A 24523-nucleotide genomic window follows, 5' to 3' on the forward strand; every position below is an offset into this window, starting at 1 on the left:
TTATCCTCGGGAGCTGTGCTCGTAGCCTAGACTTGCAGGGAGCGGGACAGGTTTGCCGGAGTCGTGGAGGGTAAGCCCCGAGCCGGTCGAGAACGTGCCGATCCGAGCGGCGTCGGTAACGAAATCTTGCGGTGCAGCAAAAAGGAGTTGGTAGTCGTCTCCCGCTGAGGCTGCGGCGAGGCGGTCACCGGAGAACGCACGATAGGCGTCGGAAAGCGGGATGCGCGCGAGGTCGATACTGACGGCGAGGTTGCTGGCGAGCGCCATGCGGGATGCGTCGATGAGCAGACCGTCGGACACGTCCATCATCGCGTGGACGTGCGGCGCGACGATGCGGCCGTCGGTGAGTCGCGGCTGCGGGCGGCGGTACGCGGCGAGAAGCTCGGCAGGGCCATCCGCGCCGAGCGCGATCGCGAGCCCCGCACCCGCGTCGCCAATCGTGCCGGTGACGTAAAGTGCGTCGCCTCCTAGCGCGCCGTTGCGGGCAGGGGCGGCGGCGTCGCTGCCGAATGCGGTGACTGTCAGGACGCGCGGGGCGTTCGTGGGGAGCGTGACGGTGTCGCCACCGATGATCCGCGTGTCGAAGGTCGTCAGGACGTCGGCGAGCCCCCCGAGGAAAGCGCGGTCCCACGCGTCGTCACCGAGCGAGTAGTTGAGGAGGATGCCTTCGGGCTTGGCCCCCTTCGCGGCAAGGTCGGAGAGGTTGGTCGCGACTAGCTTCCACGCGATGTCCTGCGCGGGGTCGGTCGGGAGGAAATGCACGCCTTCGACCAGCGTGTCGGTAGTAACGACGAGCGGGCCCGCGTCGAGCAGCGCAGTGTCGTCGTTAAGCCCGCGTGCCGCCGGATGCAGCGGGAGCGCGCGTAAGGCAGCGATGAACTCGTCCTCGGTCACGCAAATCCTCCCCGGAACGGGGAGGGGGACCGTCCGCAGAGCGGAAGGTGGAGGGGGCGTGCCGCGAGCGTTACGCCAGCGGGGTGTCTTCCGGCCGCGAAAGAAGGTCCGTAACGTTCAGCCACCGGTACGCTTGCGGATGCCCCCCTCCACCATGCTGCGCATGGTCCCCCTCCCCGTGCCGGGGAGGATTTAGGCACGCACCTCTTTCGCGATGCCATCAAGCAACCCGTTCACGAACCCCGACTCCCGCTTGTCGTAGAACGCATGCGCGACATCGACATATTCGCTGATCACCGCGGCCACCGGCACGTCCTTGCGCGCAAGCAGTTCATACGTCCCGACGCGGATGATCGCCTTCATCGGCTTGTCGAGCCGCGCGAGCGTCCAGCCCTTGGCGAGCTTACCCTCGATCAGCACGTCGATCTCGCCGGCGCGTGCGTTCGCACCGGTCACCAGGTCGTCGAAGAAATCGACATCGGCCTCGGCATATTCGACGTCTTCGATCGTCGCGCCGAGCCGGTGCTGGTGGAATTCGTTGAGCAGGACAGGCATCGCGGTGCCCTCCATCTCGTGCTGGTAGGTGGCCTGGACGGCGGCGAGGCGAGCGGCGGCACGCGCCTTGGTGCGGGGGGCGGTTCGAGTCATAAGCGGTTGCCTGTAGGCGCGGGGGGGCTGTGTGTCAGCCCTTTGCGTTTTGCGCGTCGCGTCGAAGAAGATTGGTTCGCGCAGAGGCGCAGAGGCGCGGAGATGTTGCGTGCGGCAGCCGCTTCGATCGCCTCGTTGCCGCATGATTGGAGGGCCGCTTCGCGGCAAGGTCGACATCTCCGCGCCTCTGCGCCTCTGCGCGAACAAAAATCAGTGGTTGAGGCGAAGCCGCAGCGCCACCGATTTGGCATGCGCAGGTAAGCCCTCGGCGTTCGCCAGCGCGACCGTGGCGGGGCCGAGTTCGCGCAAGGCCGCTTCGTCCAACGCCAGGAAACTGGTGCGTTTCATGAAGTCGAGCACCGACAGCCCAGAGGCAAACCGAGCACGGCGGCCGGTGGGGAGGACGTGGTTCGGGCCGGCAACGTAATCGCCGATAGCCTCGGGCGTGTAGCGGCCAAGGAACACCGATCCTGCGTGGCGGATGCGGTCGAAGAAGCCTTGCGGGTCGGGAATCGCCAGCTGGAGATGCTCGGCAGCAAGGCGGTCGACCAGCGGGATCGCGTCGGCCAGTGTGTCGACGACGATGACCGCACCGTTGGTGTCCCACGCGACGCGCGCGACCGCTTCGGTGGCGAGATCGCGCAACTGGCGGTCGACGGCATCCGCCACCTTGTCGGCGAAGGCCGTATCGTCGGTGAACAGGATCGACTGCGTGGTCACGTCGTGCTCGGCCTGGCTGAGCAGGTCGGCGGCGGTCCATTCGGGGTCGTTGAGCGCATCGGCGACGACGACGATTTCGCTCGGGCCAGCGACCATGTCGATGCCGACGACGCCGTAGACCTGGCGCTTGGCTTCGGCGACCCAGGCGTTGCCGGGGCCGGTGATCACGTCGACCGGCTCGATCCGGCCCGCGCCGTATGCAAGCGCCGCAACCGCCTGAGCGCCACCGACGCGCCACACTTCATCGACGCCGGCGAGATGCGCGGCAGCGAGAACGAGTGGGTTGATCTGGCCGTCTGGGGTCGGCGTGACCATCGTCAGGCGCCCTACCCCCGCGACCTTGGCGGGGATCGCGTTCATCAGCAGCGACGAGGGATAGGCGGCACGGCCGCCGGGGACGTAGATGCCGGCGGCATCTACCGGTAACCAGCGCGCGCCGAGGCGGACGCCTGCGGAGTCAACCGAGTCGCTGTCGAGCGGTCGCTGTTTCTCGTGATACGCGCGGATGCGAGTTGCGGCGAGTTCGAGCGCGGTGCGCAGGTCGGGGTCGAGCGCGTCGAACGCGGCCTTGTAGTCGGCGGCGTCGATCTGCCAGCCAGTGGCTTCCAGATCGTGGCGGTCGTGCTTCTGCGTGAGGTCGCGGACCGCGGTTTCGCCATCGCGGCGGACCGACGCGATGATCGCGGCGACGTCCTGCGTGACACCTGCGTCGGACTCGCGACGGTCCTCGACGAGCGCGGTGAAGCGCGTCGCGAAGTCCGCGTCGAATGTGGAAAGGCGAATCACATTCCCCTCCCGCTTGCGGGAGGGGTCAGGGGAGGGAATGACATAGCCTCGCATGCTACGATCGGGGCGGGCGTGCCCTCCCCCGACCCCTCCCGCAGGCGGGAGGGGAGCAGAAGGTTAGCGCTCATGCCGCGATCTCCTGCGCTTCGACCGCACGGCGGAATGCCTCGACCAGCGGCACCACCCGGCTGCGCGTCTTCATCGCGGCACGGTTGACCACCAGGCGGCTGGTGACCTCCATGATCGTCTCGACCTCCACCAGTCCGTTCTCCAGCAACGTCCGCCCCGAAGACACGAGATCGACGATCCGCGGCGCCAAACCCAAGGTCGGCGCCAGTTCCATCGCGCCGTTGAGCTTCACGCACTCCGCCTGCACGCCACGGCTGGCGAAATGCGCGGCCGTCACATGCGGATATTTGGTCGCGACACGGACATGGCTCCAGCCGCGCGGGTCGTCCTGTGCGGCCATCTCGGCAGGTTCGGCGACCGACAGCCGGCAATGCCCGATACCCAGATCGACCGGCGCGTAGAGCTCGGAATAGCCGAACTCCGCGATCACGTCCGACCCGACGATCCCCAGTTGCGCTGCACCGTGCGCGACGAAGGTGGCGACGTCGAACGCGCGCACCCGGATCAGCGAGATCGCCGGATCGTTGGTCGCGAACCGCAACGCGCGTGAGTTCTCGTCGGAGAACGACGCCTCAGGATGCACCCCGGCGCGCGCGAGCAACGGCAGGGCCTCGGCGAGGATGCGTCCCTTGGGGACCGCGATGATGATCTGGGAGTCTGGCACCAGCCGGGCTTTACGGGGGGGGCTTGGTGGGTGCAACAACCTGCGCATGGCAAATGTAAAGGCAAGTTGCTCGGCGTTCGAAATCCAGGCGGGGTATTGCGCGGCGATGGACGCGCCGATCACGGCGCGGGTTTGCACCGCGCTGGCAGACGCGCTCGATCGGGACAGCGAGACGGGACGGCGAGCGCTCGACTGGCCGAGCGAGCCGGTTGCCGATGCGCTGGCGCTGCGGCTGGTCGGCGGGCTGCATGCGCTACATCGGGCGGGCGTCGATCCCGCGCTCTCGGCGGTGTTTTCCGGTGTGGAGACCGACCCGGCCCGCGTCACGGCGATTTTGAACGCCACGCTCGTCGCGCACGATGCGGCGTTGCTACCCTGGCTCGATGGGCCGCCGCAGACCAACGAGGCGGCGCGGTCGGCGGGCATGATGACCGGCATCCTGCATCTGGCCGCGCGGTACGGGCCACGGTTCGAGGTGCTGGAGATCGGGTCGAGCGCGGGACTCAACCTGTTGATCGATCGCTATCGGTTCGATCTTGGCGGCGTGACGGTCGGGCCGTCCGCCTCGCCGGTGACGATCCGTCCCGAATGGCGAGGGCCTCCGCCGCCGAGCGCTCCGGTCGAGATCGAGTCGACACGCGGCGTCGATATCCAGCCGGTGGATGTCGCCGATCCGGCCGCGGCGGCGCGGCTCGAGGCGTATGTCTGGGTCGATGCGGTCGAGCGTCAGGCGCGGCTCACCCAAGCGATCGCATTGGTGCGCGAGGGCGGCGTTGACCTCGTCGAAGGTGATGCGGCCGACTGGGTCGAGGCACAACTGGTCTTGCCGCAGCCTGAGGGCGTCACGCGCGTGCTGATGCATTCGGTGGTGTGGCAGTATCTGCCGCCGACATCCCGCGAACGGATCCGGGTCGCGATGGAGATGGCGGGCGCTAGGGCTACGGCGGAGCGGCTGCTCGGCTGGGTCATGATGGAGCCTAACCGCGACCTGCACCGCCACGAAGTTCGTGTCCGCGGTTGGCCCGGCGAGCGGGCGATGGAACTGGTCGCGCTGACGCATGCGCATGGCGCTTGGGTCGAAGGGCTCTCGGCGCCGTATGAGACGCGGGAGTACGTCATGCGGCGCGGGGCGTACGAGAAGGACTGAGCTGACTTATTTCGCTGTTCTCCCGCGGAAGCGGGAGCCCAAGGTAACGCGCGATAGCGTTTGTGATCCTGGGCCCCCGCCTGCGCGGGGGAACCGGAAGGCCCGGGATTTTCCCCGGGCCTGCCAAGCTCAGTAGAAGAAGCCGTTGTTGACCTGCACGACGCGACCCGAGCGGGTGTCGACCAGGACGACGTCGCGGCCGTAGCGGACCCAGCGCTGATAGCCGTAGCCCGGACGGGGCAGGCGGTACGTCTGGTAGTCGTTGATCCAATACTGGCGACCGTAATAGTTTGGCGCAAAACGGTAGCCGACGGTCACCGGGCGATAGCGATAGCCGCGCGGGCCGACATAGGCGGGGCGGCGATAGACGTTGCCGTGCGTGCGACGATAGTCGCGCCAGTCCTCACGCGCTTCGCGACGGTCTTCGCGCAGTTCCTGACGGGCTTCGCGGACGTCGCCGCGGTCCCCGTAGCGGCGTGCGCGCTGCAGGTCGCGCTGGCTCTCGCGGATTTCGCGCTGGTCGCGGCGGACTTCGCCATAGCTCTGTGCGGTGGCGAAGCTGGGGACGAGGGTGGCGGCGGCAATGGCCGCGAGGATCATCTTACGCATGGCTGCTCTCCTGTGTTCGGTGCCGAATCAACGGCATGGACGGGGTTTTGCTCCCGTGCCGCTGAACGATCGCCGAATGTGGTCGTCAGGATTCAGACAGGTGCCCCCTCGTGTCGTGCGCTGTTCACTTCACGACATAGCTGACGCGGTTCGACGCCCGCGTAAATGGCCTGCCAGTCCCGTCCCCGCCCCATCCGTCATCCCAGCGAAAGCTGGGATCTCCCCATTCGGGTCGCAGCACCCGCCACCATGAGATCCCAGCTTTTGCTGGGATGACGGGTGGGGGTGGGGCTGTACCCCTGTTTCGTGTCCTCCCCCTCCGTCACCTTCGGCGCCACCTCCCCCTTGCGGGGGAGGATCGAGAGGGCGCTTAGATTTCCCAGCGGCGCATTGCGGCGATCACCGCGTCGGGTTTCTGCCACGGTACGAAATGGCCTGCATCGATCTTCTGGATCGTGAGGTCGGGGACATAGGCGGCGAGGTCGAGTTGGCTTGGGAGCAGCGCGCTGTCCTGCATACCCCAGATCACCAGCACCGGCATCCTAGTCGGCGGAAACGGCGCATCCAGAAACGCGGGGCGGGGCGGCGTTTCGTCCATTGCGGGGACGACGATCGCGCTCGCGCGGTACCAGTTGAGCATCGCGGTGATCGCGCCGGGCTGGCCCCATTCGTCGAGATAGGCGGCCTTGTCCTCGACCATCGCGGCGAGATCGGCGTGTTTCGAGAAACTGGTGTCGAAGAAGGTTTCGAGGCCGATCGACTTGATATGCTTTTCGAGATCGGGGTTGCGGAAGGCGCGGATATACTGGCTGGCGGCGCGCTGTTCGAGGTCGTCGAACATGGTGCGCTGGAAGATGAGCGGGTGGGGGGCGTTGATGATGACGAGCTTTGCGACGCGCTCGGGGTGGCGCAGCGCGGCCATCCACGCGACCGCGCCGCCCCAGTCGTGGCCGACCAGCGTGAAGCGGTCGAGGTCGAGGTGATCGGCGAGCGCGATCAGGTCTGCGACGATCTTGTCGGGGGTGTAGCTGTCGACGCCTTCGGGCTTGGACGAGCATGCGAAGCCGCGTTGATCGGGGGCGACGACGTAGTGATCGCGGGCGAGGTCCGGGGCGATGGCGCGCCAGGTGCGGTGGGATTCTGGGAAGCCGTGGAGGAGGATAACGGGCGGGTTCGCCGGGTCGCCGGTGATCGCCACGTCGAGTTCGACGCCCGTGGATAGCGCGATGCGTTGCAGGTTCGACATCATTCCCCTCCCGCTTGCGGGAGGGGTTAGGGGAGGGCCTACCCGTCGCGCTGCCCCTGGATCATGCCCTCCCCCGACCCCTCCCGCAAGCGGGAGGGGAGCAGAAGGCGTATCTCCCCTCCCGTTTACGGGAGGGGTCGGGGGTGGGCTCGCGGTCAGTCCCAAGCGGATCGCTCGTTGATGGCGCGTGCCCACCCCCTACCCCCTCCCGCTTGCGGGAGGGGAGGAGTTACGGATAGCTGACCGTTTTCGGGATTGCGGGGATTTCGATCCATTCCTTTTCGTCGCCGGGCACTTTCGGGAAGTTGCCCGCATTCCAGTCCCGCTTCGCCTGCTCGATCCGGTCGCGGTTCGAGCTGACGAAGTTCCACCACACATGCCGCGGCGTCGTGAACGCATCGCCACCGCACAGCATCGCGCGGCCGCCATGCGCGGACCGCAGCGTTGCAGCGATACCGGGGCGGAGGACGTACAGCACCTGCGGCTCCAGCTTCACGCCTTCCAGCGTCGCCTCGCCCATCGCGAGATAGATCGCGCGCTCTTCCGCCGCCGCGTCGATCGGCACGCTCGCGCCCGGATCGAGTGCGATGTCGGCGTAGATCGTCCCCGAATAGGTCGTGGTCGGCGCGGTCTGGCCCCACAGGCTCCCCATGATGATCCGCGAGCGTGCGCCGTGCGCCTCGATCGTCGGCAGCTGCGCCTTGGTGACATGCTCGAACGCAGGGTCGATCTCCTCGACCGCCTCGGGCATCGCCAGCCAGGTCTGGATCCCCGACAGGTTCGGCCCTTCGGCACGCTCGTCGCCGGGCGAGCGTTCGGAATGGACGATGCCGTGGCCCGCGGTCATCAGGTTCACCGCGCCGGGCTCGATCCGCGCCTGCGTGCCGAGCGAATCGCGGTGGTCGATCGCGCCGTCGAACAAATATGTGACGGTCGACAGGTTGATATGCGGATGCGGCCGAACGTCGATGCCTTGCCCGACATCGAGATGCGCCGGGCCCATCTGGTCGAAGAACAGGAACGGGCCGACCATCGTCCGCTCCTTGTTCGGCAGCGTACGGTGGACCTTGAACCCGCCGAGATCATGCGTCGACGGCAGGATGGTCTGGAGAACGAAATCATCGAGCATGGCGTTATCCCTTGGCAGGTTCCGTGGCGTCGAGAAGTTCGACCAGGTCTGCTGGATAGAGCGTTTCGTGAAAGCCCGCGATGTCGTTTCGGGAAAACCAGCGGTGACCGACGAGCAGTTGCTTCTCCTGTTCGGTGAGATTGCCCGCCTTCACGTCGCAGGTATCGACGTCGATCCGGAAATAGCGTTCGTCGGCGGTGACCTCGACGCCTTCGAAGGTGAGGAAGTCGATGGTGCGTTGCGCGACCTCGGGGCCGCAGTCGATGTCGAGGCCGACTTCCTCCCAGAGTTCGCGGCGAGCAGCGGCGGCGTAGCTCTCGCCGGGATCGACCGCGCCGCCGGGGGTGCACCAGAGTGGCGGGCGGTCGGAGGGGGTGAAGCGGAACATCAGCACGCGATCCTGGCCGTCGACAAGGAGGATGCGCGCTGCTGGGCGTGGGGTCCTCATAACCCGGTGCACCACCCCGGCGAAGGCCGGGGTCCAGTTGGAAAGGTCGATATGGCGACGGGCTGCCCGTCGTTACCCCTGACCCCCATCTGGACCCCGGCCTTCGCCGGGGAGGTGTTGGTTGGCGAGGTGCTGAGTGTTAGAACACTGCCAAGCCTCATACCGCGTCGAGTTCCGGATAGGCGCGGAAGATGCCGTCGGTGTTGAAGGCGAGGCGACGGTCGCTCTTCAGATACGCCTTGATGCCCGGCAGTTCCGCGACCTGATCGTGGATGCGGACGAGGTTCGGGTAGTCGGGTTCGAGCGTCTTCATCCGCTTCGGGAACATGTACCGCAGCCCTTCGATCACCTGGAACAGCGAGGTGTCGGCATAGCTCCACTTGTGATCGATCAGCCAGTCGCCCGGATTGGCCTGCGCCGCATCCTCCAAATGACCGAGATACTTCGGCATCCGTTCCTCGCGGAACTGTTTCGCCGCCCGCGCGGCTTCGGGTTTCTGGTCGTCATAATAGTCCATCATCGCGACCGGATGGTGGACGTTGTGAACCTCCGCGACGAGGTCGGCGATCGTCAGTTGGAGTTGGTTGAGCCACAGCCGGTCCGCCATGTTCGACGGCGCGAGACCGTGACGTTCGCCAAGATACATCAGAATGTTGGCGACCTGCGCGATCACCAGACCGTCGAGCTCCAGATACGGTGGCGCGAACGGCGTCCGTCCGGTGCGGTGGTTCAGATCGGCGAGCAAACCCTCTTCGCCTACGCCGCGCGCGCAGTCCTCATACGCGATCTCGGCGCCTTCAAGTGCGAGCCGGACGAACTCGCCGCGCCCCTGGATGGAGGGCCAGTACCAGAGCTTGTACGCCATCAAATCTCCCCAGGCGCGCGGGCCTTGATAGCGAGCGCGTGAATCTTCGTGCTCAACAGGTCTGCGAGCGCCTGGTTCACGAGGCGTTGGCGCGCGACGCGATTAAGGCCTTCGAACTGCGGCGTTTCCACCTCGACCCGGAAATGCGTCTCGCCGGTGCCGTCGTCGCCCATATGACCGGCGTGGAGGCCGCTCTCGTTGACGACGGTCAGGTGCGTCGGGGCGAGGGTCGCGGTGAGGCGGGCGGTGATCTGGTCCTGTACGGAGCCGGTGGCGAGGTCTGTCATCGACCCTATATAGCCCGTTTTGGAAGCGCGGGGAGCCGGTGGCGGACGAGGATCGAAAAGAGCGGAAGGAGCGCCCCAGCCCACGGTTTCACGGCCGCGTGGAAGGGAACGGGCGCGTCTGCATGTGGCGCGACTGCGAGGAGGCCGGCGAATTTCGCGCGCCACCGCTCGAAGGGCCGAGCGAAGGTGGCCCGCCGCAGTTCCGCTGGTTCTGCCTCGAGCATGTCCGCGCGTTCAACTCGGGCTATAATTTCTTCGACGGCATGACCGCAGACGAGATCCACCACGCCCAGCGACCGATGGCGGGCTGGGAACGCGAGACACGGGCGTTCGCGCATGGCGGTGGTGATACCCCGCCGAAATGGGCGGACTTCGCCGACCCGATCGATGCGATCGGCGCGCGGTTCGGCGAACGCATGGCGGCGGCGCGGAAAGACGGCCGCGTGCTGTCCGACGGCGAACGGCGCTCGTTGCGCGTGCTCGGATTGGGGACCGATACCGACCGCACGCAACTGCGCAAACGCTACAGCGAACTCGTGCGGCGCTTCCATCCCGACCGCAACGGCGGCGACCGCGCGCACGAGGCCGACCTGCAAAAGGTGATCGCCGCCTACCAGCACCTGAAGGGCGCAGCGGCGTTCGCCTGACGCGTCGGCGTTCGGGTCGCGCCGCTGCCCCGCCGGATCAGGTCGGCTGCGCCCCGCCCATCGTCGCCGCCGCGGCCGTCATGTCCATGAAGAACGGTCCCCAGCCATGCCCGTCGAGGTCCTCGAAGGCGCGGCTGTACATGAAGCCCATGTCTTCTGGGTCGTGCAACTCACGCCCGCCTGCCGCCAGGGCCGCTTCCGTAATCGCATCGACCTCGGTTTGGCTGTCGAACGACAGCGCCAGCAGCACGCCGCTGGTCGTCTTCGCGTCGATGATCTGCTTGGACGTGAAGGTCGAATAAAAGGCGCGATCGAGTAGCATCACGGAAATCGTGTCGGACCATGCCATCGCCGATCCCTGCTCGTTCGAGAACATCGCGTTCCGCTCGAACCCGATCGCCGCGTAGAACGCCGTCGCGGCCGTGACGTCGGCAACCGGTAGGTTTAAGAATATGGCCTTGCTCATGGCGGCTCTCCTGGTTCGACTCGGTTTGCACCGGTGTTTGCATTGCATGCTCACAATGGTTACTTAAAACAACTATGAAGTTAGAAAATGTAACTGATGCCTCGTCGAAGCGGTGGTATGACGATGCATGCGGCACCGCGATGGCGCTCGAACTGATTGGAGAGCGCTGGTCGCTGCTGGTCGTGCGCGAACTGATGTTCGGTCCGCGCCGGTTCGGCGAACTGAAGGCTGACCTCGGCGGCATAAGTGCGAATGTCCTGACGCAGCGGCTGACGGGACTGGCGCGCGCCGGCATCCTGATCCGACGCACGCTGCCGTCGCCGGCCAGCGTGCAGGTCTACGAACTGACGCCCTGGGGGTATGAGAGCGAGACCGCGATCCGCGAACTCGGTCGATGGGCGGCGCGGTCGCCTGCGCATGATCCCACCCTACCGCTCAGCGCGGCCTCGCTGATGCTGTCGTTCCGGACGATGTTCTCGCGGCAGCGTGCCGATGGCTGGACCGCGGTCGTCGGTTTTCGGCTGGGCGGCGAGGGGTTCGTCGGCCGGGTCGATGGCGACTGGATCCATGTCGTGCGCGCCGACCCGTCGGAAGCGGGCGTCACGTTCGACGGCGATCCGATGACGATCGCATCGCTCGTCTATGGCGCAAGGCCCTTTCGCGATGCGGAAGCCGCGGGCACATTGCAGATCACCGGGAACCGTGCGCTCGCCGAGCGGTTCGTCACACTCTTTCCGCTACCGGATAAGGTCGCGGTTGAGTAACGCCCCTCGCTTGTCCTAGAGCGGTCGGGAACACGAGGCCAACATGACCGATATCCCGAATACCCAGCCCGATAGCCGCGAGACCACGATCCTCGACGCACCCGACCGCATGGTGAAGGTGCGCGAGATGTTCGGGATCGATTCCGATATGGAAGTGCCGGCCTTCTCCGAAGCCGATGAGCGCGTGCCCGATCTCGATCCGGCGTACGTCTTCGATGCCGACACGACGCTCGCCGTGCTGGCGGGCTTCGCGCATAACCGTCGCGTGATGGTCCAGGGCTATCACGGCACCGGCAAGTCGACGCATATCGAGCAGGTCGCGGCGCGCCTCAAATGGCCGTGCATCCGCATCAACCTCGACGCGCACATCAGCCGCATCGACCTGATCGGGCGCGATGCGATTGTCCTCAAGGACGGCCAGCAGATCACCGAGTTCCGCGAAGGCCTGCTCCCCTGGGCGTTGCAGACCCCAACCGCGCTTGTGTTCGACGAGTATGACGCGGGCCGCCCCGACGTGATGTTCGTGATCCAGCGCGTGCTGGAGACCGAGGGCAAGCTGACGTTGCTCGACCAGAACCGCGTGATTCGCCCGAACCCGTGGTTCCGCCTGTTCGCGACCGCCAACACGGTCGGGCTCGGCGATACGAGCGGGCTGTATCACGGCACGCAGCAGATCAATCAGGGCCAGATGGACCGCTGGAACATCGTCGTCACGCTCAACTATCTGCCGGCCAAGGTCGAGGCGCAGATCGTGCTCGCCAAGTCGGGCGAGTACGACAAGCCAGACGGCAAGAAGGTCGTCGAGAACATGGTGCGGGTGGCGGACATGACTCGCAAGGGGTTCGTCAACGGCGACATCTCGACCGTGATGAGCCCGCGTACGGTGATCACCTGGGCGCAGAACGCGCTGATCTTCGGCGACGTCGGCTTCGCGTTCCGCCTGTCGTTCCTCAACAAGTGCGACGAGGCGGAACGGCCGCTGGTCGCCGAATATTACCAGCGCGTGTTCGGCAAGGATCTCCCCGAGAGCGTGGTGGGCAAGGCCTAAACCTTTGGCCAATGAAACCCCTCTCGATCGCTTCAAGGCGGTCCTCGCCGGTACCGCGCGTGCGATCGCGGAGGAGCCGGAGGTCGAGCTCGCCTTCACCGCGGATGCGCCGGCGCAGTCGGGCAAGCATATCAAGGTGCCGATGCCCGCGCGGGCTTTGCCAGCGGAGCAGGTGGCCGAGGCGCGTGGGTTTGCGGATGGCTTTGCGCTGCGGTTGAAGCTGCACGACATTGCTCTGCATAACCGCGCCGCGCCGGTCGAGGCGGTCGCGCGCGCGGTGTTCGATTCGGTTGAGACTGCGCGGGTCGAGGCACTCGGGTCGCGTGGCTATGCGGGGATTACCGAGAACCTCGAACGTGCGCTCGACGTTCGCCTCCGCGCCGACCCGATTACGCGCGCTCGCAATCGTGACGAAGTGCCGTTGTCGACCGCGCTGGGTCTGATGGTGCGCGAGCGGCTGACCGGGCAGGAATCGCCCGCGATCGCCGCGCCGGGCCTCGCGCTGGTCCGCGAGTGGATCGAGAGCAAGACCGATCTCGATGCGCTGGCCTATGCGCTCGACGACCAGAAGGCGTTCCAGGGCTTAGCGCGGAAGATGCTGCAAGAGCTCGAGCTGGTCGAAGGCGATCAGGTCCCCGAGGAGAGCGACGAGGGCGGCTCCGAGGACGAGGGCACCGACGAGCAGCAGCAGGACGAGGGCGACGAAGGCGACGACCAGGGCGAGGACGGCCAGGGCGAAGTCGAGGCGCGCGGCGAACAGTCCGAGCAGCAGAACGAGGAAAGCGACGGCCAGGAGCAGAGCGACGAGTCGATGGACGACATCGACGGCGAGCCAAGCGACGACGGCGAGGAAGGCATGCAGCCGGTCCGCCCGAACCGTCCGTTCGCGGACATGGGCGGCGCGTTCGACTACAAGCCGTGGACGACGCAGTTCGACGAAGTGATCGCTGCCACCGAGCTATGCGACGCCGACGAACTGGCGCGTCTGCGCGGCTATCTCGACCAGCAGCTCGTGCACCTGCAATCGACCGTGTCGAAGCTCGCCAACCGGCTTCAGCGGCGGTTGATGGCGCAGCAGTCGCGGTCGTGGGATTTCGACCAGGAGGAAGGCATCCTCGACGCGGCGCGCCTCGCGCGCGTGATCGTAAACCCGACCTTGTCGCTCAGCTACAAGTCCGAGCGGGAGACGGATTTCCGCGACACCGTCGTAACGCTTCTGATCGACAATTCCGGCTCGATGCGCGGACGCCCGATCTCGATCGCGGCGATCAGCGCGGATATTCTCGCACGCACGCTGGAACGCTGCGGCGTGAAGACCGAGATCCTCGGTTTCACGACGCGTGCCTGGAAGGGCGGGCAGAGCCGCGAGACGTGGTTGGCCGCTGGCCGTCCGCCGCAGCCGGGTCGCCTTAACGACATCCGCCATATCGTCTACAAGCGGGCCGACGAGCCGTGGCGGCGCGCGCGCAACTCGCTGGGCCTCATGATGCGCGAGGGGCTGCTGAAGGAGAATATCGACGGCGAGGCGCTGATGTGGGCGCATGCGCGGCTAGTCGCGCGGCCCGAGGAGCGCCGCATCCTGATGGTGATCAGCGACGGCGCGCCGGTCGACGATTCGACGCTGTCGGTGAACTCGGGTTCGTATCTCGAGCGGCATCTGCGCCAGGTGATCGGCTGGATCGAGAGCAAGTCGCCGGTCGAGCTGGTCGCGATCGGCATCGGCCACGACGTAACCCGCTATTACGCGCGCGCCGTGACGATCATGGATGTCGAACAGCTCGGCGGCACGATCATCGAACAGTTGGCTTCGCTGTTCGACACCGAGTGACCGACCAGTGATCGAAGCGCCAGCCGGCGGATTTCATGGGCCGGTCAAGCGCTCGATCACGATTGCCGGCCACCAGACTTCGATCAGCCTCGAACCCGTCTTCTGGCAGGCGCTCGAAGCCGCGGCCGCGCGTCTCGCCCTGCCGCTGTCGGCGCTCGTTGCCGAAATCGACGCGATCCGCATCGTCGCGGCCGATCCGCCCAACCTCGCTAGCGCGTTGAGAACATGGCTGTTCCATAATCCAGGTTGAGAACTACTCGCATTAGCGTTGACAGTGCGAACGACTCTCAATAGCGAGCCCCCAAGAACAAAGGGGTTTGTCTATGTCGCTACCTTCGCCGCGCGCATCGTTGCCGCGTTCGTCCACCGTGCCGGCCTTTCTCGCTCTGTCGTGCGTCGGCGCCTTCGCGACCGCGCCGGCCTATGCCGCGGATGCCGACAAGTCGGCCGCGCCGGTGACCGATGCGCAGCAGCGCGAGGAGATCCTCGTCAACGGCCAGCGCCTGCACGACGAAGGTCCCAAGCAGGTCGCGCCGCTGGTGAACACGCCGCGCTCGGTGATCGTCCTGCCGAAGGAAGTTATCGAGCAGACCGGGTCGAACAGCCTCGCCGATGCGCTGCGCACCGTGCCCGGCATCACCTTCGGCGCAGCGGAGGGCGGCAATCCGATCGGCGACCGCCCGTTCATCCGCGGTTTCGACAGCCAGGGCAGCATCTATGTCGACGGCGTCCGCGATCTCGCCGCGCAGACGCGTGAAGTGTTCGCGGTCGATTCGGTCCAGATCGTCCGCGGCTCGGATTCGACGCTCGGCGGGCGCGGCTCGGCTGGCGGCACGATCAACATCCTGTCGCGGCTGCCGCAGCTCGACAATTTCGGATCGCTCAGTGCCAGCTACGGCGAGGCGGATTACAAGCGCATCACCGGCGACGTGAACCTCAAGGTCTCCGATACCGCCGCGTTCCGGATCGAGGGGATGTGGCACGACCAGGACGTCGCCGGCCGCGATGCGATCTGGCAGAAGCGCTGGGGCATCGCGCCATCGTTCGCGGTCGGGCTCGGCACGCCGACCCGGCTGACCGCCAGCTTCTATCACATGGAGAGCAGCGAACTGCCCGACAGCGGCATTCCGTATCTCTATACGATCGCCAACCATCCTGGCACCGGCAACGTCACGACGCAGCCTGCGCTCGGCACTGTGACGACCGCCAGCGGCCAGACCGGCTACGTCTCGCGGAAGAACTTCTACGGGCTGGCCGCGCGCGATTTCCGCGATGCGACCACCAACCAGGCAACGCTCCGCGTCGAGCATGATTTCGGCGGCATCACGCTGCGCAACACCGCGCGCTACACGCACAGCGACCAGAGCTATATCTTCACGCTGCCCGACGACAGCCAGGGCAATGTCTATGGTACGACCGCGACCAACACCGGCGCGAACGTGACCAATGGCGGCTACGTCTGGACTCGCGGCAACACGCGCTACGGCTATAGCGAGAGTATCGTCGACCAGACCCACCTGTACGGGAAGTTCAATACCGGCGGTATCGAGCACAGCTTCTCGCTCGGCACCGAAATCTCGTGGGAAAAGACGAGGCGCGGTGCGTTCGTGTCGGCGAACGGATCGACGATCTCGCCACGTTGCAACACCGCGACGATCGCGCGCTCCTATTGCGTCAGCTTGTTCAATCCAAACCCCTATGCGCCGTGGGTCAATTACACGAGCGACACGTCGACCACTCCGACGCCGATCGTGAAGGGCGCAACGTCCGCTGAGACGCAGAACGACGCGAACACCAAGGCAGTCTACGCGTTCGATTCGATCACGCTGATGCCCTCGCTGATCCTGAACCTGGGAGCACGCTATGACCGGTTCCAGTCGACCGTCATCCTGCCGGGTGCCCAGCAGACCCGGATCAAGCGCGTCGACAACCTGTTCAACTGGCAGGCCGGCCTCGTGTTCAAGCCGACGCCCGAGACCAGCCTGTATGCAAGCTATGCGACCGCCGCGACGCCGCCCAACAGTCTGCTCGGCGAAGGCCGCGAGGACAATGCGATCACCGCAGCCGTGCTCAATCTGCTAAAGCCGCAAAAGACCAAGTCGTACGAGGTCGGCGCCAAGGCCAGCCTGTTTGCCGAGAAGCTCCAGCTCGGCGCGGCGGTGTTCCAGACCGACATCGCCAATGCGCGCGTGCTCGACGACAACAACACCGCTTCGTTCATCGGCGAGACGCGGATCCGTGGCGTCGAGTTCAACGTCAGTGGGACGATCCTGCCAGGCTGGACTGTGTTCGGCGGGTTCACGCATCTCGATCCGAAGATCATCGACGGCGGCTTCACGACGCTGACCGCCGCCGCGCTCCCCGGCGTGCAGCCGGCCCGGACGATCGGCGTCGTGTCGGTCAACACCGGCAAGCAGGTCCCGCAGACCGCGAAGAACAGCTTCACCGCGACGACCAACGTCACCGTGACCAAGCGGCTACAGATCGGCGGCACGGCCTTGTACATGGACGACCAGATCGGTGGCTATGCCGACAACCGCACCGCGACGCAGACTGTCGCCGGCGTCGTATCGGTCAACCCGGCGACCAAGGTCCTGACACGCAGCACGCCCGATTACTGGCGCTTCGATGCGCGCGCGAGCTACAAGCTGACCGACAATGTCGACCTCAGCGTCAACGCGCAGAATTTGACGAACAAGACCTACTTCTCGCAGACCTATGCCAGCCACTACGCCACGCTCGCCGCCGGTCGCACGATCTTCGGCACGGTGAACCTGCGTTTCTGAGGACGATATGACGGCGATCGACACCCTCACCCCCGACGCCATCGCCGCGCGTCTCTCTGGAAGTCCGCAGGAGCGCGCGGCGTTCGTGCGCGAAGCAGCGGACGCGGGCGTTGCCGAGGCGCAGGCGGTGTATGGGCAGATGTTGCTCGACGGAGTTGGCGTTGCGGTGGACCCGGTCGCTGCGCTGGGCTGGTTTACCAAGGCGGCAGCGCAGCATCACGTGATGGCGCTCAACATGGTCGGGCGTTGCTACGATCTCGGCTGGGGCACGCGGATCGACAAGACGCGCGCGGCGGAATGCTACCGCGTCGCGGCGGCGCGTGGGCTCGATTGGGCGATGTACAATTACGCGACGTTGCTTGCGCTGGGCGAGGGCGTTGCCGAGGACAAGCCGGCTGCGCTGGCGTTGCTGGAGAAGGTCGCGGCAATGCACTCGGGGCTCGCCAGTGCGAAGGCGATCAACTTCGTCGGCAGTTTCGCGGAAGACGGTTGGGCTTGCGAGCGCGACATGACGCGTGCCGCGGCATGCTATGCGACTGCGGCGGAAGGCGGCGATTTCCGCGGCTGCTTCAATCACGCGCGCATGCTTGGCGCGGCGGGGGAGATCGAAATGGCAGTTGGTTGGCTGAGACAGGCGGGCGCACGGGGCAACGCGGCGTTCCTCGCCAAGGCCGAAGCGTGGCTGGAAGCGAGCGATATCCCGGCGTTCCGGACGTCCGGCGTGGCGGCATTGCGGGAGGCGGCGGCATGCTGATCGCCATTCCCGACGTGCTCGAGCCGGCTGACGTGACGCGCGTCCGAGCGCTGATCGACGCGGCCGAGTGGATCGACGGCAACGCCACCTCTGGCCCGCAATCGGCATTGGCCAAGCGCAACGAGCAACTGCCAGAGGACTCGGCCGCCGCGCGCGAGGCTGGCGGGATCATCCTCGACGCGCTCGGTCGCTCCGCGTTGTTCGTCGCCGCCGCGCTGCCGCTGAAAGTCTTCCCGCCGCTGTTCAACCGCTACGCCGGTGGCCAGGATTTCGGACTGCACGTCGATAATGCCATCCGTATCAAGCGCGGCTCCGACTTCCGCATCCGCAGCGACCTGTCGGCAACGCTGTTCCTCGCCGATCCCGAAACCTATGACGGCGGCGAACTGATGATCGAGGATCAGTTCGGCCCGCAATCGGTCAAGCTGCCCGCTGGCCACCTAGTGGTCTACCCCGCCTCCAGCCTGCACCGCGTCGCGCCGGTGACGCGCGGCGTGCGCGTCGCATCGTTCTTCTGGCTGCAGTCGATGGTCCGCGACGACGGCGCGCGGCGGATTCTGTTCGATCTCGACCAGGGCGTGCAGGCGGTCGCGGCCGCGCAGGGGCAGGGCGATCCGGCAACGGTGCGGCTGACGGGGGTGTACCATAATCTGCTGCGCCGCTGGGCGGATGTTTGAGCGCACATGACGGAAAGGGGATGGATGGACTTGGCTACGCCCGCCATGCCACGCTCCACGAACGGGGGAATATTCGATGAGTAAACTGGCGATGCGACGGGCCTGGTTTCAGGTCCATAAGTGGATCGGGCTGATCCTCGCGATCCTGATCATCCCGCTGTCGCTGAGCGGCGCGGCGCTGGTGTGGCATGATGCGCTCGACCGGATCGTCGATCCGAGCCGCTATGCGGTATCAGGGACGACAGTGCTCAGCCCGGACGCCTATGTCGCCGCGGCGGCGGCCCGGCTCACACACGGCGAGCGGATCGCGATGCTGACGATGCCCGAGGACGGCAGCCCGGTAGTGATTGCGGCAGCGGCGGCGGGGAGTGCGCCCAAGCGGCCGGGGCCACCGCAGCGGACGATGGTGTATCTCGATCCGCCGACCGCGCGCGTGCTGGAGGTTTCGCCCTCGAATGGTGGGCTCGTGCGGTTCTTGCACGTTCTGCATGGGAGCCTGCAGCTCCCCGGCGTCGGACGCTCGATCGTAGGCTGGATCGGCGTAGCGATGATGGTGTCGTGCTTTACCGGGCTGTGGCTGTGGTGGCCGACGATCGGCAAGTGGACGCGCGGGCTGCGGTATCGGCGCCATCGTAACGTCGATACCAACCTGCACCACCTGTTTGGGTTCTGGATCGCGCTGCCGCTGTTCGTGCTGTCGCTGACCGGCGCGTGGATCTCGTTCCCGCAATTCTTCGGCACGCTCACCGGCGAGGCTTCGCGGCCTAAAGGCGGTCCCGATCGCGGGGCGATGATGCGCGCGAAACCGCTCGCGAAACCCGCCCAGCCGCTCGACGTGGCGATCGGCAAGGCGCGGGCGCTGGCGGGTGGCGCACCGTTGCGGAGTGTTGCGTGGCCGACCGATCTCAGCGCGGACTGGACCGTGACGTTCGCGCGCGGAGGGACGCCGGTCGGGGTGAAGATCGCCGACGATACCGGTGGCGCGACCGCGGCGCCGGCGCGGCCTCGGGGCGGCGTGGGGCGGTGGATGCGGCGGATCCACGACGGCACCGACATGGGCGCGCTGTGGCAGGTGATCATCTTCATCGGCGGAATCCTGCCCGCGGTGCTGGCGGTGACCGGGGTGATCATGTGGTGGCGCGCGAGAGGATGGAAGGCTGAGCTGGCGGCACGACGCGCGGCGTAAGCTTTCCCTCTCCCCTGGGGGGAGAGGGAAGGAGGAGCCTCTTGGCGACGGGAGGGTGAGGGGCTGTTGGGATTAACGCCTGAGCCTCATGCCCCTCACCCTCCCACGCGAAAGTGCGCGCGGGCCCCTCCCTCTCCCCTGAAGGGAGAGGGGTTTTAGCTACCGCCCCAACAGCACGCGGGCTTGGCCGGCGATCTGTGCCAGCATCGCCGCATTTGGGACGGCCGCATGACGCGCGCGGTCGATGACGGCCTTGAACTGCGCCACGCGCGTGGCGTTCGCCGTGAGCCAAGCCTCCACCGCACCCTGCGGATCTTGCGCACCACGCCGCGCCAGGAACTCCAGCCGCAACTGCTGGAAATCGCGCGCCAGACCGGCGATCAGCAGGCGCTCCCACGGATCGGTCGGGCTGATCCGCGCCGCATTCGCCTGCGCCCAATCCAGCCCGAGCGCCTGCCCGAGGTGCGTGAACGCGCGCGTGAGGACCGCCTCGTCGAGCGTCATCCGCTCGCCGAGATCGGCCAGCCCGACCGCGCCGTCCATCTCGAACAGGCGGACCACCTTGCGCACCAGATCGCCCGGCGCACCGACCGCCTCGAGCTGGCTGGCGATGCGGCTGCTCTGCGCACTCGCCTCTTCGAGGAGCAGCGCCGCGGTCTGGCTGTCGAGCTGCGTGATGCCCTTCGCCAGCCGTGCGAGCACGTCGCCCGGTGCCGTCCCCGGCGCCGATACGCGCAACAGGTCGGCGATCTGCGAGCGCGTTGCGACCGCTACCTCGTCGAACAGCGCGATCCTCGCCGCCTCGGGCATCACCGCGGTCTCGATCTCCGCCCATAGCGCCGGCAGGTCGAACAGGCGCTCGGCGACGACGAACATCGCTGCGATATCGCCCATCGCTGCGCCTTCCTCTTCTGCCAGCTCGAACGGATAGAGAATGCCCAATCGGTTGACGATCCGGTTGGCGAGCTTGGTCGCGACGATCTCGGGCCGCAGCCGGTGCTCGTCGATCGCGGTCGCAAAGCGCTCGCGCATCGCTGCGGGGAAGGCGGCGTGGAGGTCGGGCTTCAGCGCATCGTCCTTGGCGATGTCGCCATGCTCGATCGCATCCTGCAACCCGAGCTTGGCGGTCGCGAGCAGCACGGCGAGCTCGGGACGCGTGAGCCCCAGCCCATCCTGACCACGACGGAGCAGGATATCGTTCGACGCGAGCCCCTCGACCGCACGATCAAGCCGCCCGCTGCCCTCGAATATCTCGATGACGCGGACATAGCTCGGCATCGCCACCGCGCCGTCCGCCTCGGCGATCGACAGCGCGAGCGTCTGGAGGCGGTTGTCCTCCAGCACCAGGTGCGCGACGTCGTCGGTCATGCTGGCGAGCAGCGTGTTGCGGTCCTCGTAGCCGAGGCGCCCTTCGATCATCTCGCGGTTGAGCGCGATCTTGATGTTGACCTCGTTATCCGAGCAGTCGACGCCCGCCGAATTGTCGATGAAGTCGGTGTTGATCCGCCCGCCCCGCGCTGAGAACGCGATGCGCGCCGCCTGCGTGACGCCCAAGTTCGCGCCTTCGCCGATCGCGATCACGCGCAGGTCCTCGGCGTTGACGCGCAACCGGTCGTTGGCCGGGTCACCGACCGCGACGTTCGCTTCCGATGCGGCCTTCACATAGGTGCCGATGCCGCCGAACCAGAGCAGGTCGGCCGGCGCCTTGAGGATCGCCGAGATCAGCGCGCCCGGCTCCATCTCGCTCGCAGTCACACCCAGTGCTGCCTGCACCTGGAGCGACAGCTTCACGATCTTGTCGGTGCGCGCGAACACGCCGCCGCCCTTCGAGATCAGGCTGGCGTCGTAATCCGCCCAGCTCGACCGCGGCAGCGCGAACATCCGGTTGCGCTCCTCCCAGCTGGCCGCCGGATCGGGATCGGGATCGAGGAAGATATGGCGGTGATCGAACGCCGCGATGACCTTCAGCGTCTTCGACAGCAGCATGCCGTTGCCGAACACGTCGCCCGACATGTCGCCGCAGCCGACCACGGTGATGCTCTCGCTCTGCACGTCGAGGCCGCGCTCGGCGAAGTGCCGCTGGACGCTCAGCCATGCGCCCTTGGCGGTGATCCCCATCGCCTTGTGGTCGTAGCCGACCGAGCCACCGGAGGCGAACGCGTCGCCCAGCCAGTAGCCGCGTTCGAGCGCGAGCGCGTTCGCCACGTCGCTGAACGTCGCGGTGCCCTTGTCGGCGGCGACCACGAAATATGGGTCCTCGCCGTCAAGGATCGTCACGCCGTCCGGATGCACGACCTTGCCCTCGACGATGTTGTCGGTGATCGACAACAACGTGCGGATGAAGATCCGGTAGCTCTCGGTGCCCTCGGCCAACCATGCATCGCGGTTCGACGGGGCAGGGAGTTGTTTTGGATAGAAGCCACCCTTCGCGCCTGTCGGCACGATGACGGCGTTCTTGACGCGCTGCGCCTTCATCAGTCCGAGGATCTCGGTGCGGAAATCGTCGCGTCGATCGGACCAGCGCAGGCCGCCACGCGCGACCGGGCCGGCGCGCAGGTGGATACCTTCGACGCGCGGCGAATAGACCCACACTTCGCGCCACGGCACGGGAGCCGGGAGGCCGGGGATCAGATGGCTGTCGAGCTTGAACGCGAGCGCTTCCGACGCTGCAGGCGTAAACGCGTTGGTGCGCAACGTCGCCGCGATCAGGTTGCGATAGGCGCGCAGGATACGGTCGTCGTCGATCGCGGTGACGGCGTCGAGCCCGGCCTCGATCGCCTGGTCCGCCTCGATCGCGTTGCCGGGATGATCGGGGTGGTGGACCGCAGTGAAGCGCGCGATCAGGGCGGCGGCAACCTTCGGTGCGCGGCGCAGCGCATCGACCACGGTGGTCAGGCCATACGGAAGCCCCGCTTGGCGCAGATAGCGGAACCACGCGCGGAACAGCACGATCGCCTCTGGACGCATGCCGAGTTCGACGATCAGCCGGTTGAACGCATCGTTCTCGGCCGCGCCCTCCAGCACCGCCGCGATCGCGCCTTCTAGTACGGGCGCGTCGCTCTGCTGCGCGGCGGCATTCGCCTCCAGGACGAAATCATGCACGAACGGGACGCTGTCGTCGCGCAACCGCGTCGGCAGTTCGCCGATCACGCGAAAGCCGAAATTTTCCAGCACCGGGACCGCGTCCGACAGGGGGAGCGCACCGCCGAGCTTGTAGATCTTGAGCTGCGGATCGGCACTGGCTTCACCCGGGACGAGACGCACACCGCGTGCATCCGGGTCGGCCAGCGCGGCGATCCGCTGAATATCCTCGGCGGCCTCGGCGGGCGTGCTGAGATTGCGGTAGTTCTGCGGGAACGCCGCCGCCCATTTCAGCGCAAGGCGTGCGGCGCGCGGCGGCGGCAACGTCTCGACCAGGGCCGCCTCGACGTCCGACACCCAGCCGCGGACCATCCGCTGCAGCCGGAGCGCGAGCGGTGCGACGTCGGGCATCCGACCATCGCCGCGCAGATCGAGCGTGTAGCGGATCATCGCGACCTCGCCGTCCTCCAGCGCGATCGACCAGTTCAGGATGCTCGCATTCGCCGCTTCCGCCAGCATGTCGCCGATCGCGACGCGGCGGCTGGTGGTGACGTCGTCGCGCGGCAGCCAGACGAACCCGAACAAATGACGGCCCAGCGCGGACTCGACCAGCACGAGCGCCGGCCGGGGCCGATCCGCGATGCTCATCGCGGTCAGCGCCAGATCCTCCAGCGCGGCAGGCGCGAACGCGATCACTAGGTCGTGCGGCAGCGCGGTGAACGCATGCGTCAGCGCCTTGCCGGCATGCCCGCGCGGATCGAACCCGAATTTGGCCTTCATCGCCGCCAAGCGCGTACGCAACACCGGCACGTCGCGCGGCATCGCGGCAAGCGCGGCGCTGGTCCACAACCCGCTGTAGATCGACAGCCCGGCGACCGTCGCGCCTTCCATCACCGGCACGACGACGAGGTCGAGCGGCACGGCGCGGTGGACGGTCGAAATCAAATTCGACTTGAGTAGCAGCGGTGCGTCGTTGCCCTCCTCGAACCACTTGATCGCCAGTGCGCGCGACGCCTCGGCGAGGATCGGTACGCGATGTTCGTTGCGCGCGATGCCCAGCGCGGCATGACCGCTCCCGTCACGATGCCAGATCTGATGCCCGAGCAGCGTCAGATGCCCGCCCAGGAACCACTGCAACAGCGCCGCGCCCTCGCCCTCGGGCAGCGTCGCGATATCGTCGTCGAGCGCCGCCTGCATCGCGCGCCAGTCGGTCACCGCCGCACGGACGTCAGCCAGCACTGCGGTCAGATCCTCGATCAGCCCGCGACGGTCGCGTGCGTCTGCCCGCTCCATCTCCAGGTAGATCATCGATTCGGGGCGGCCAGCGCCTTGGCCATCGGCGTCGATCGCGTGCAGCGTACCGTCGGGCGTCCGCGTCGTGCGGACGACGGGATGGATGATGCGATCGACCGCGATGTCCTGCGCGCCGATCGCCGCGGCGATCGAATCGACCAGGAACGGCATGTCGTCGTTGACGATCGCGAGCCGCATCCGCCGCCGCGTGTCGTCCGCGCTGATCGGCTCGATCGCGATCGCCGGCGAACCGTCGTCGCGGTGCGCGGCGGTCGCCGCGACGAACGCCGCGGCCTGCGCGACCTCGCTCGCACCGAAGTCCTTGAGTTCGCCCGGAAGGGCCCGTTCGGTCAACCGACCCGCAAGGGTTTCGGTGAGCGTTTTTAGCGATTGGTTAGCCATAGGTCAGGGCCTATGCGCC

The 24523-nt window shown here is 66.8% G+C and carries 22 protein-coding genes; 10 read left to right on the plus strand and 12 right to left on the minus strand.

Features of this window, described 5'->3' with window-relative positions; genetic code table 11:
• The 4 genes from thiL to hisG all read right to left on the minus strand — a co-directional run bounded on the left by thiL (window position 1) and on the right by hisG (window position 3841).
• Window positions 1–894: a thiamine-phosphate kinase gene (thiL, locus tag U1763_RS16270; protein ID WP_332756012.1), complete on the minus strand. Its 894-nt coding sequence runs from the start codon at window positions 892–894 to the stop codon at window positions 1–3.
• Between the two features lie 192 nt (window positions 895–1086).
• Entirely contained in the window at window positions 1087–1542 is a 456-nt protein-coding gene (gene nusB, locus U1763_RS16275; RefSeq protein ID WP_056488135.1) for a transcription antitermination factor NusB, read from the minus strand.
• 210 nt (window positions 1543–1752) lie between these two features.
• Complete coding sequence (gene hisD / locus U1763_RS16280) at window positions 1753–3048, minus strand: histidinol dehydrogenase (protein ID WP_332756013.1); 1296 nt, start codon at window positions 3046–3048, stop codon at window positions 1753–1755.
• A 124-nt stretch (window positions 3049–3172) separates the two neighbouring features.
• Window positions 3173–3841: an ATP phosphoribosyltransferase gene (gene hisG / locus U1763_RS16285; RefSeq protein WP_243693365.1), complete on the minus strand. Its 669-nt coding sequence runs from the start codon at window positions 3839–3841 to the stop codon at window positions 3173–3175.
• A 46-nt stretch (window positions 3842–3887) separates the two neighbouring features.
• Here hisG and U1763_RS16290 point away from each other — a divergent pair, with 46 nt between their 5' ends.
• Window positions 3888–4988, plus strand: a complete 1101-nt coding sequence (locus U1763_RS16290) for a DUF2332 domain-containing protein (RefSeq protein WP_332756014.1) — start codon at window positions 3888–3890, stop codon at window positions 4986–4988.
• 129 nt (window positions 4989–5117) lie between these two features.
• Here U1763_RS16290 and U1763_RS16295 read toward each other — a convergent pair whose 3' ends face one another.
• The 6 genes from U1763_RS16295 to U1763_RS16320 form a co-directional block, all read right to left on the minus strand.
• Window positions 5118–5597 (minus strand): RcnB family protein, encoded by a 480-nt coding sequence (locus U1763_RS16295; protein ID WP_132897314.1) that lies wholly within the window; start codon window positions 5595–5597, stop codon window positions 5118–5120.
• Between the two features lie 370 nt (window positions 5598–5967).
• Window positions 5968–6846, minus strand: a complete 879-nt coding sequence (locus U1763_RS16300; RefSeq protein ID WP_443026930.1) for an alpha/beta fold hydrolase — start codon at window positions 6844–6846, stop codon at window positions 5968–5970.
• 226 nt (window positions 6847–7072) lie between these two features.
• Window positions 7073–7972 (minus strand): pirin family protein, encoded by a 900-nt coding sequence (locus U1763_RS16305; protein ID WP_332756016.1) that lies wholly within the window; start codon window positions 7970–7972, stop codon window positions 7073–7075.
• Between the two features lie 4 nt (window positions 7973–7976).
• Window positions 7977–8420, minus strand: coding sequence for an NUDIX hydrolase (locus U1763_RS16310; protein WP_332756017.1), 444 nt, complete (start codon window positions 8418–8420; stop codon window positions 7977–7979).
• A 157-nt stretch (window positions 8421–8577) separates the two neighbouring features.
• Window positions 8578–9285 (minus strand): glutathione S-transferase, encoded by a 708-nt coding sequence (locus tag U1763_RS16315; RefSeq protein WP_332756018.1) that lies wholly within the window; start codon window positions 9283–9285, stop codon window positions 8578–8580.
• Entirely contained in the window at window positions 9285–9572 is a 288-nt protein-coding gene (locus tag U1763_RS16320) for a BolA family protein (RefSeq protein ID WP_332756019.1), read from the minus strand. The genes U1763_RS16315 and U1763_RS16320 overlap by 1 nt, the downstream gene beginning before the upstream one ends.
• Window positions 9573–9694: 122 nt before the next feature.
• Between U1763_RS16320 and U1763_RS16325 the strand changes: the two genes are divergently transcribed.
• A complete protein-coding gene (locus U1763_RS16325; RefSeq protein ID WP_332756020.1) occupies window positions 9695–10219 on the plus strand; it encodes a DnaJ domain-containing protein in 525 nt (174 codons plus the stop codon).
• Window positions 10220–10256: 37 nt separating this feature from the next.
• On the opposite strand, the gene U1763_RS16330 is transcribed toward U1763_RS16325, so the two are convergent.
• On the minus strand, window positions 10257–10685 hold the full coding sequence (locus U1763_RS16330; protein ID WP_332756021.1) for a VOC family protein: 429 nt from the start codon (window positions 10683–10685) through the stop codon (window positions 10257–10259).
• 74 nt (window positions 10686–10759) lie between these two features.
• On the opposite strand from U1763_RS16330, the gene U1763_RS16335 reads away from it, so the two are divergent.
• From U1763_RS16335 to U1763_RS16370, 8 genes are all read left to right on the plus strand, one after another.
• Entirely contained in the window at window positions 10760–11449 is a 690-nt protein-coding gene (locus tag U1763_RS16335) for a winged helix-turn-helix transcriptional regulator (RefSeq protein ID WP_332756022.1), read from the plus strand.
• A 43-nt stretch (window positions 11450–11492) separates the two neighbouring features.
• Window positions 11493–12497, plus strand: coding sequence for a cobaltochelatase subunit CobS (cobS, locus tag U1763_RS16340; protein WP_055874633.1), 1005 nt, complete (start codon window positions 11493–11495; stop codon window positions 12495–12497).
• A gap of 4 nt (window positions 12498–12501) precedes the next feature.
• Window positions 12502–14325 (plus strand): cobaltochelatase subunit CobT, encoded by a 1824-nt coding sequence (gene cobT, locus U1763_RS16345; RefSeq protein ID WP_332756023.1) that lies wholly within the window; start codon window positions 12502–12504, stop codon window positions 14323–14325.
• Window positions 14326–14332: 7 nt separating this feature from the next.
• Window positions 14333–14575, plus strand: coding sequence for a ribbon-helix-helix domain-containing protein (locus U1763_RS16350; RefSeq protein WP_332756024.1), 243 nt, complete (start codon window positions 14333–14335; stop codon window positions 14573–14575).
• Window positions 14576–14648: 73 nt separating this feature from the next.
• Window positions 14649–17111: a TonB-dependent receptor gene (locus U1763_RS16355; RefSeq protein WP_332756025.1), complete on the plus strand. Its 2463-nt coding sequence runs from the start codon at window positions 14649–14651 to the stop codon at window positions 17109–17111.
• Window positions 17112–17118: 7 nt separating this feature from the next.
• Window positions 17119–17865 carry a tetratricopeptide repeat protein gene (locus tag U1763_RS16360; RefSeq protein WP_332756026.1) on the plus strand — a complete coding sequence of 249 codons (747 nt, stop codon included), beginning with the start codon at window positions 17119–17121 and terminating at the stop codon, window positions 17863–17865.
• A complete protein-coding gene (locus tag U1763_RS16365; protein WP_132734849.1) occupies window positions 17859–18542 on the plus strand; it encodes a Fe2+-dependent dioxygenase in 684 nt (227 codons plus the stop codon). Before U1763_RS16360 ends, U1763_RS16365 begins: the two co-directional genes overlap by 7 nt.
• A 76-nt stretch (window positions 18543–18618) precedes the next feature.
• Window positions 18619–19728, plus strand: a complete 1110-nt coding sequence (locus U1763_RS16370; RefSeq protein ID WP_332756027.1) for a PepSY-associated TM helix domain-containing protein — start codon at window positions 18619–18621, stop codon at window positions 19726–19728.
• A 159-nt stretch (window positions 19729–19887) separates the two neighbouring features.
• Here the strand turns inward: U1763_RS16370 and U1763_RS16375 are convergent, their stop codons facing one another.
• Entirely contained in the window at window positions 19888–24504 is a 4617-nt protein-coding gene (locus U1763_RS16375; RefSeq protein WP_332756028.1) for an NAD-glutamate dehydrogenase, read from the minus strand.
• Window positions 24505–24523: the final 19 nt, after the last annotated feature.

Source organism: Sphingomonas sorbitolis, from assembly GCF_036663875.1.
Classification (GTDB): domain Bacteria; phylum Pseudomonadota; class Alphaproteobacteria; order Sphingomonadales; family Sphingomonadaceae; genus Sphingomonas.

What these genes read in the sequence shown, in the direction of transcription:
- nusB (WP_056488135.1), bottom strand. Translation starts at nt 1,542, where the DNA reads ATGACTCGAACCGCCCCCCGCACCAAGGCGCGTGCCGCCGCTCGCCTC.
- U1763_RS16290 (WP_332756014.1), top strand. Translation starts at nt 3,888, where the DNA reads ATGGCAAATGTAAAGGCAAGTTGCTCGGCGTTCGAAATCCAGGCGGGG.
- U1763_RS16295 (WP_132897314.1), bottom strand. Translation starts at nt 5,597, where the DNA reads ATGCGTAAGATGATCCTCGCGGCCATTGCCGCCGCCACCCTCGTCCCC.
- U1763_RS16300 (WP_443026930.1), bottom strand. Translation starts at nt 6,846, where the DNA reads ATGATGTCGAACCTGCAACGCATCGCGCTATCCACGGGCGTCGAACTC.
- U1763_RS16305 (WP_332756016.1), bottom strand. Translation starts at nt 7,972, where the DNA reads ATGCTCGATGATTTCGTTCTCCAGACCATCCTGCCGTCGACGCATGAT.
- U1763_RS16310 (WP_332756017.1), bottom strand. Translation starts at nt 8,420, where the DNA reads ATGAGGACCCCACGCCCAGCAGCGCGCATCCTCCTTGTCGACGGCCAG.
- U1763_RS16315 (WP_332756018.1), bottom strand. Translation starts at nt 9,285, where the DNA reads ATGGCGTACAAGCTCTGGTACTGGCCCTCCATCCAGGGGCGCGGCGAG.
- U1763_RS16320 (WP_332756019.1), bottom strand. Translation starts at nt 9,572, where the DNA reads ATGACAGACCTCGCCACCGGCTCCGTACAGGACCAGATCACCGCCCGC.
- U1763_RS16325 (WP_332756020.1), top strand. Translation starts at nt 9,695, where the DNA reads ATGTGGCGCGACTGCGAGGAGGCCGGCGAATTTCGCGCGCCACCGCTC.
- U1763_RS16330 (WP_332756021.1), bottom strand. Translation starts at nt 10,685, where the DNA reads ATGAGCAAGGCCATATTCTTAAACCTACCGGTTGCCGACGTCACGGCC.
- U1763_RS16335 (WP_332756022.1), top strand. Translation starts at nt 10,760, where the DNA reads ATGAAGTTAGAAAATGTAACTGATGCCTCGTCGAAGCGGTGGTATGAC.
- cobS (WP_055874633.1), top strand. Translation starts at nt 11,493, where the DNA reads ATGACCGATATCCCGAATACCCAGCCCGATAGCCGCGAGACCACGATC.
- U1763_RS16355 (WP_332756025.1), top strand. Translation starts at nt 14,649, where the DNA reads ATGTCGCTACCTTCGCCGCGCGCATCGTTGCCGCGTTCGTCCACCGTG.
- U1763_RS16360 (WP_332756026.1), top strand. Translation starts at nt 17,119, where the DNA reads ATGACGGCGATCGACACCCTCACCCCCGACGCCATCGCCGCGCGTCTC.
- U1763_RS16365 (WP_132734849.1), top strand. Translation starts at nt 17,859, where the DNA reads ATGCTGATCGCCATTCCCGACGTGCTCGAGCCGGCTGACGTGACGCGC.
- U1763_RS16370 (WP_332756027.1), top strand. Translation starts at nt 18,619, where the DNA reads ATGAGTAAACTGGCGATGCGACGGGCCTGGTTTCAGGTCCATAAGTGG.
- U1763_RS16375 (WP_332756028.1), bottom strand. Translation starts at nt 24,504, where the DNA reads ATGGCTAACCAATCGCTAAAAACGCTCACCGAAACCCTTGCGGGTCGG.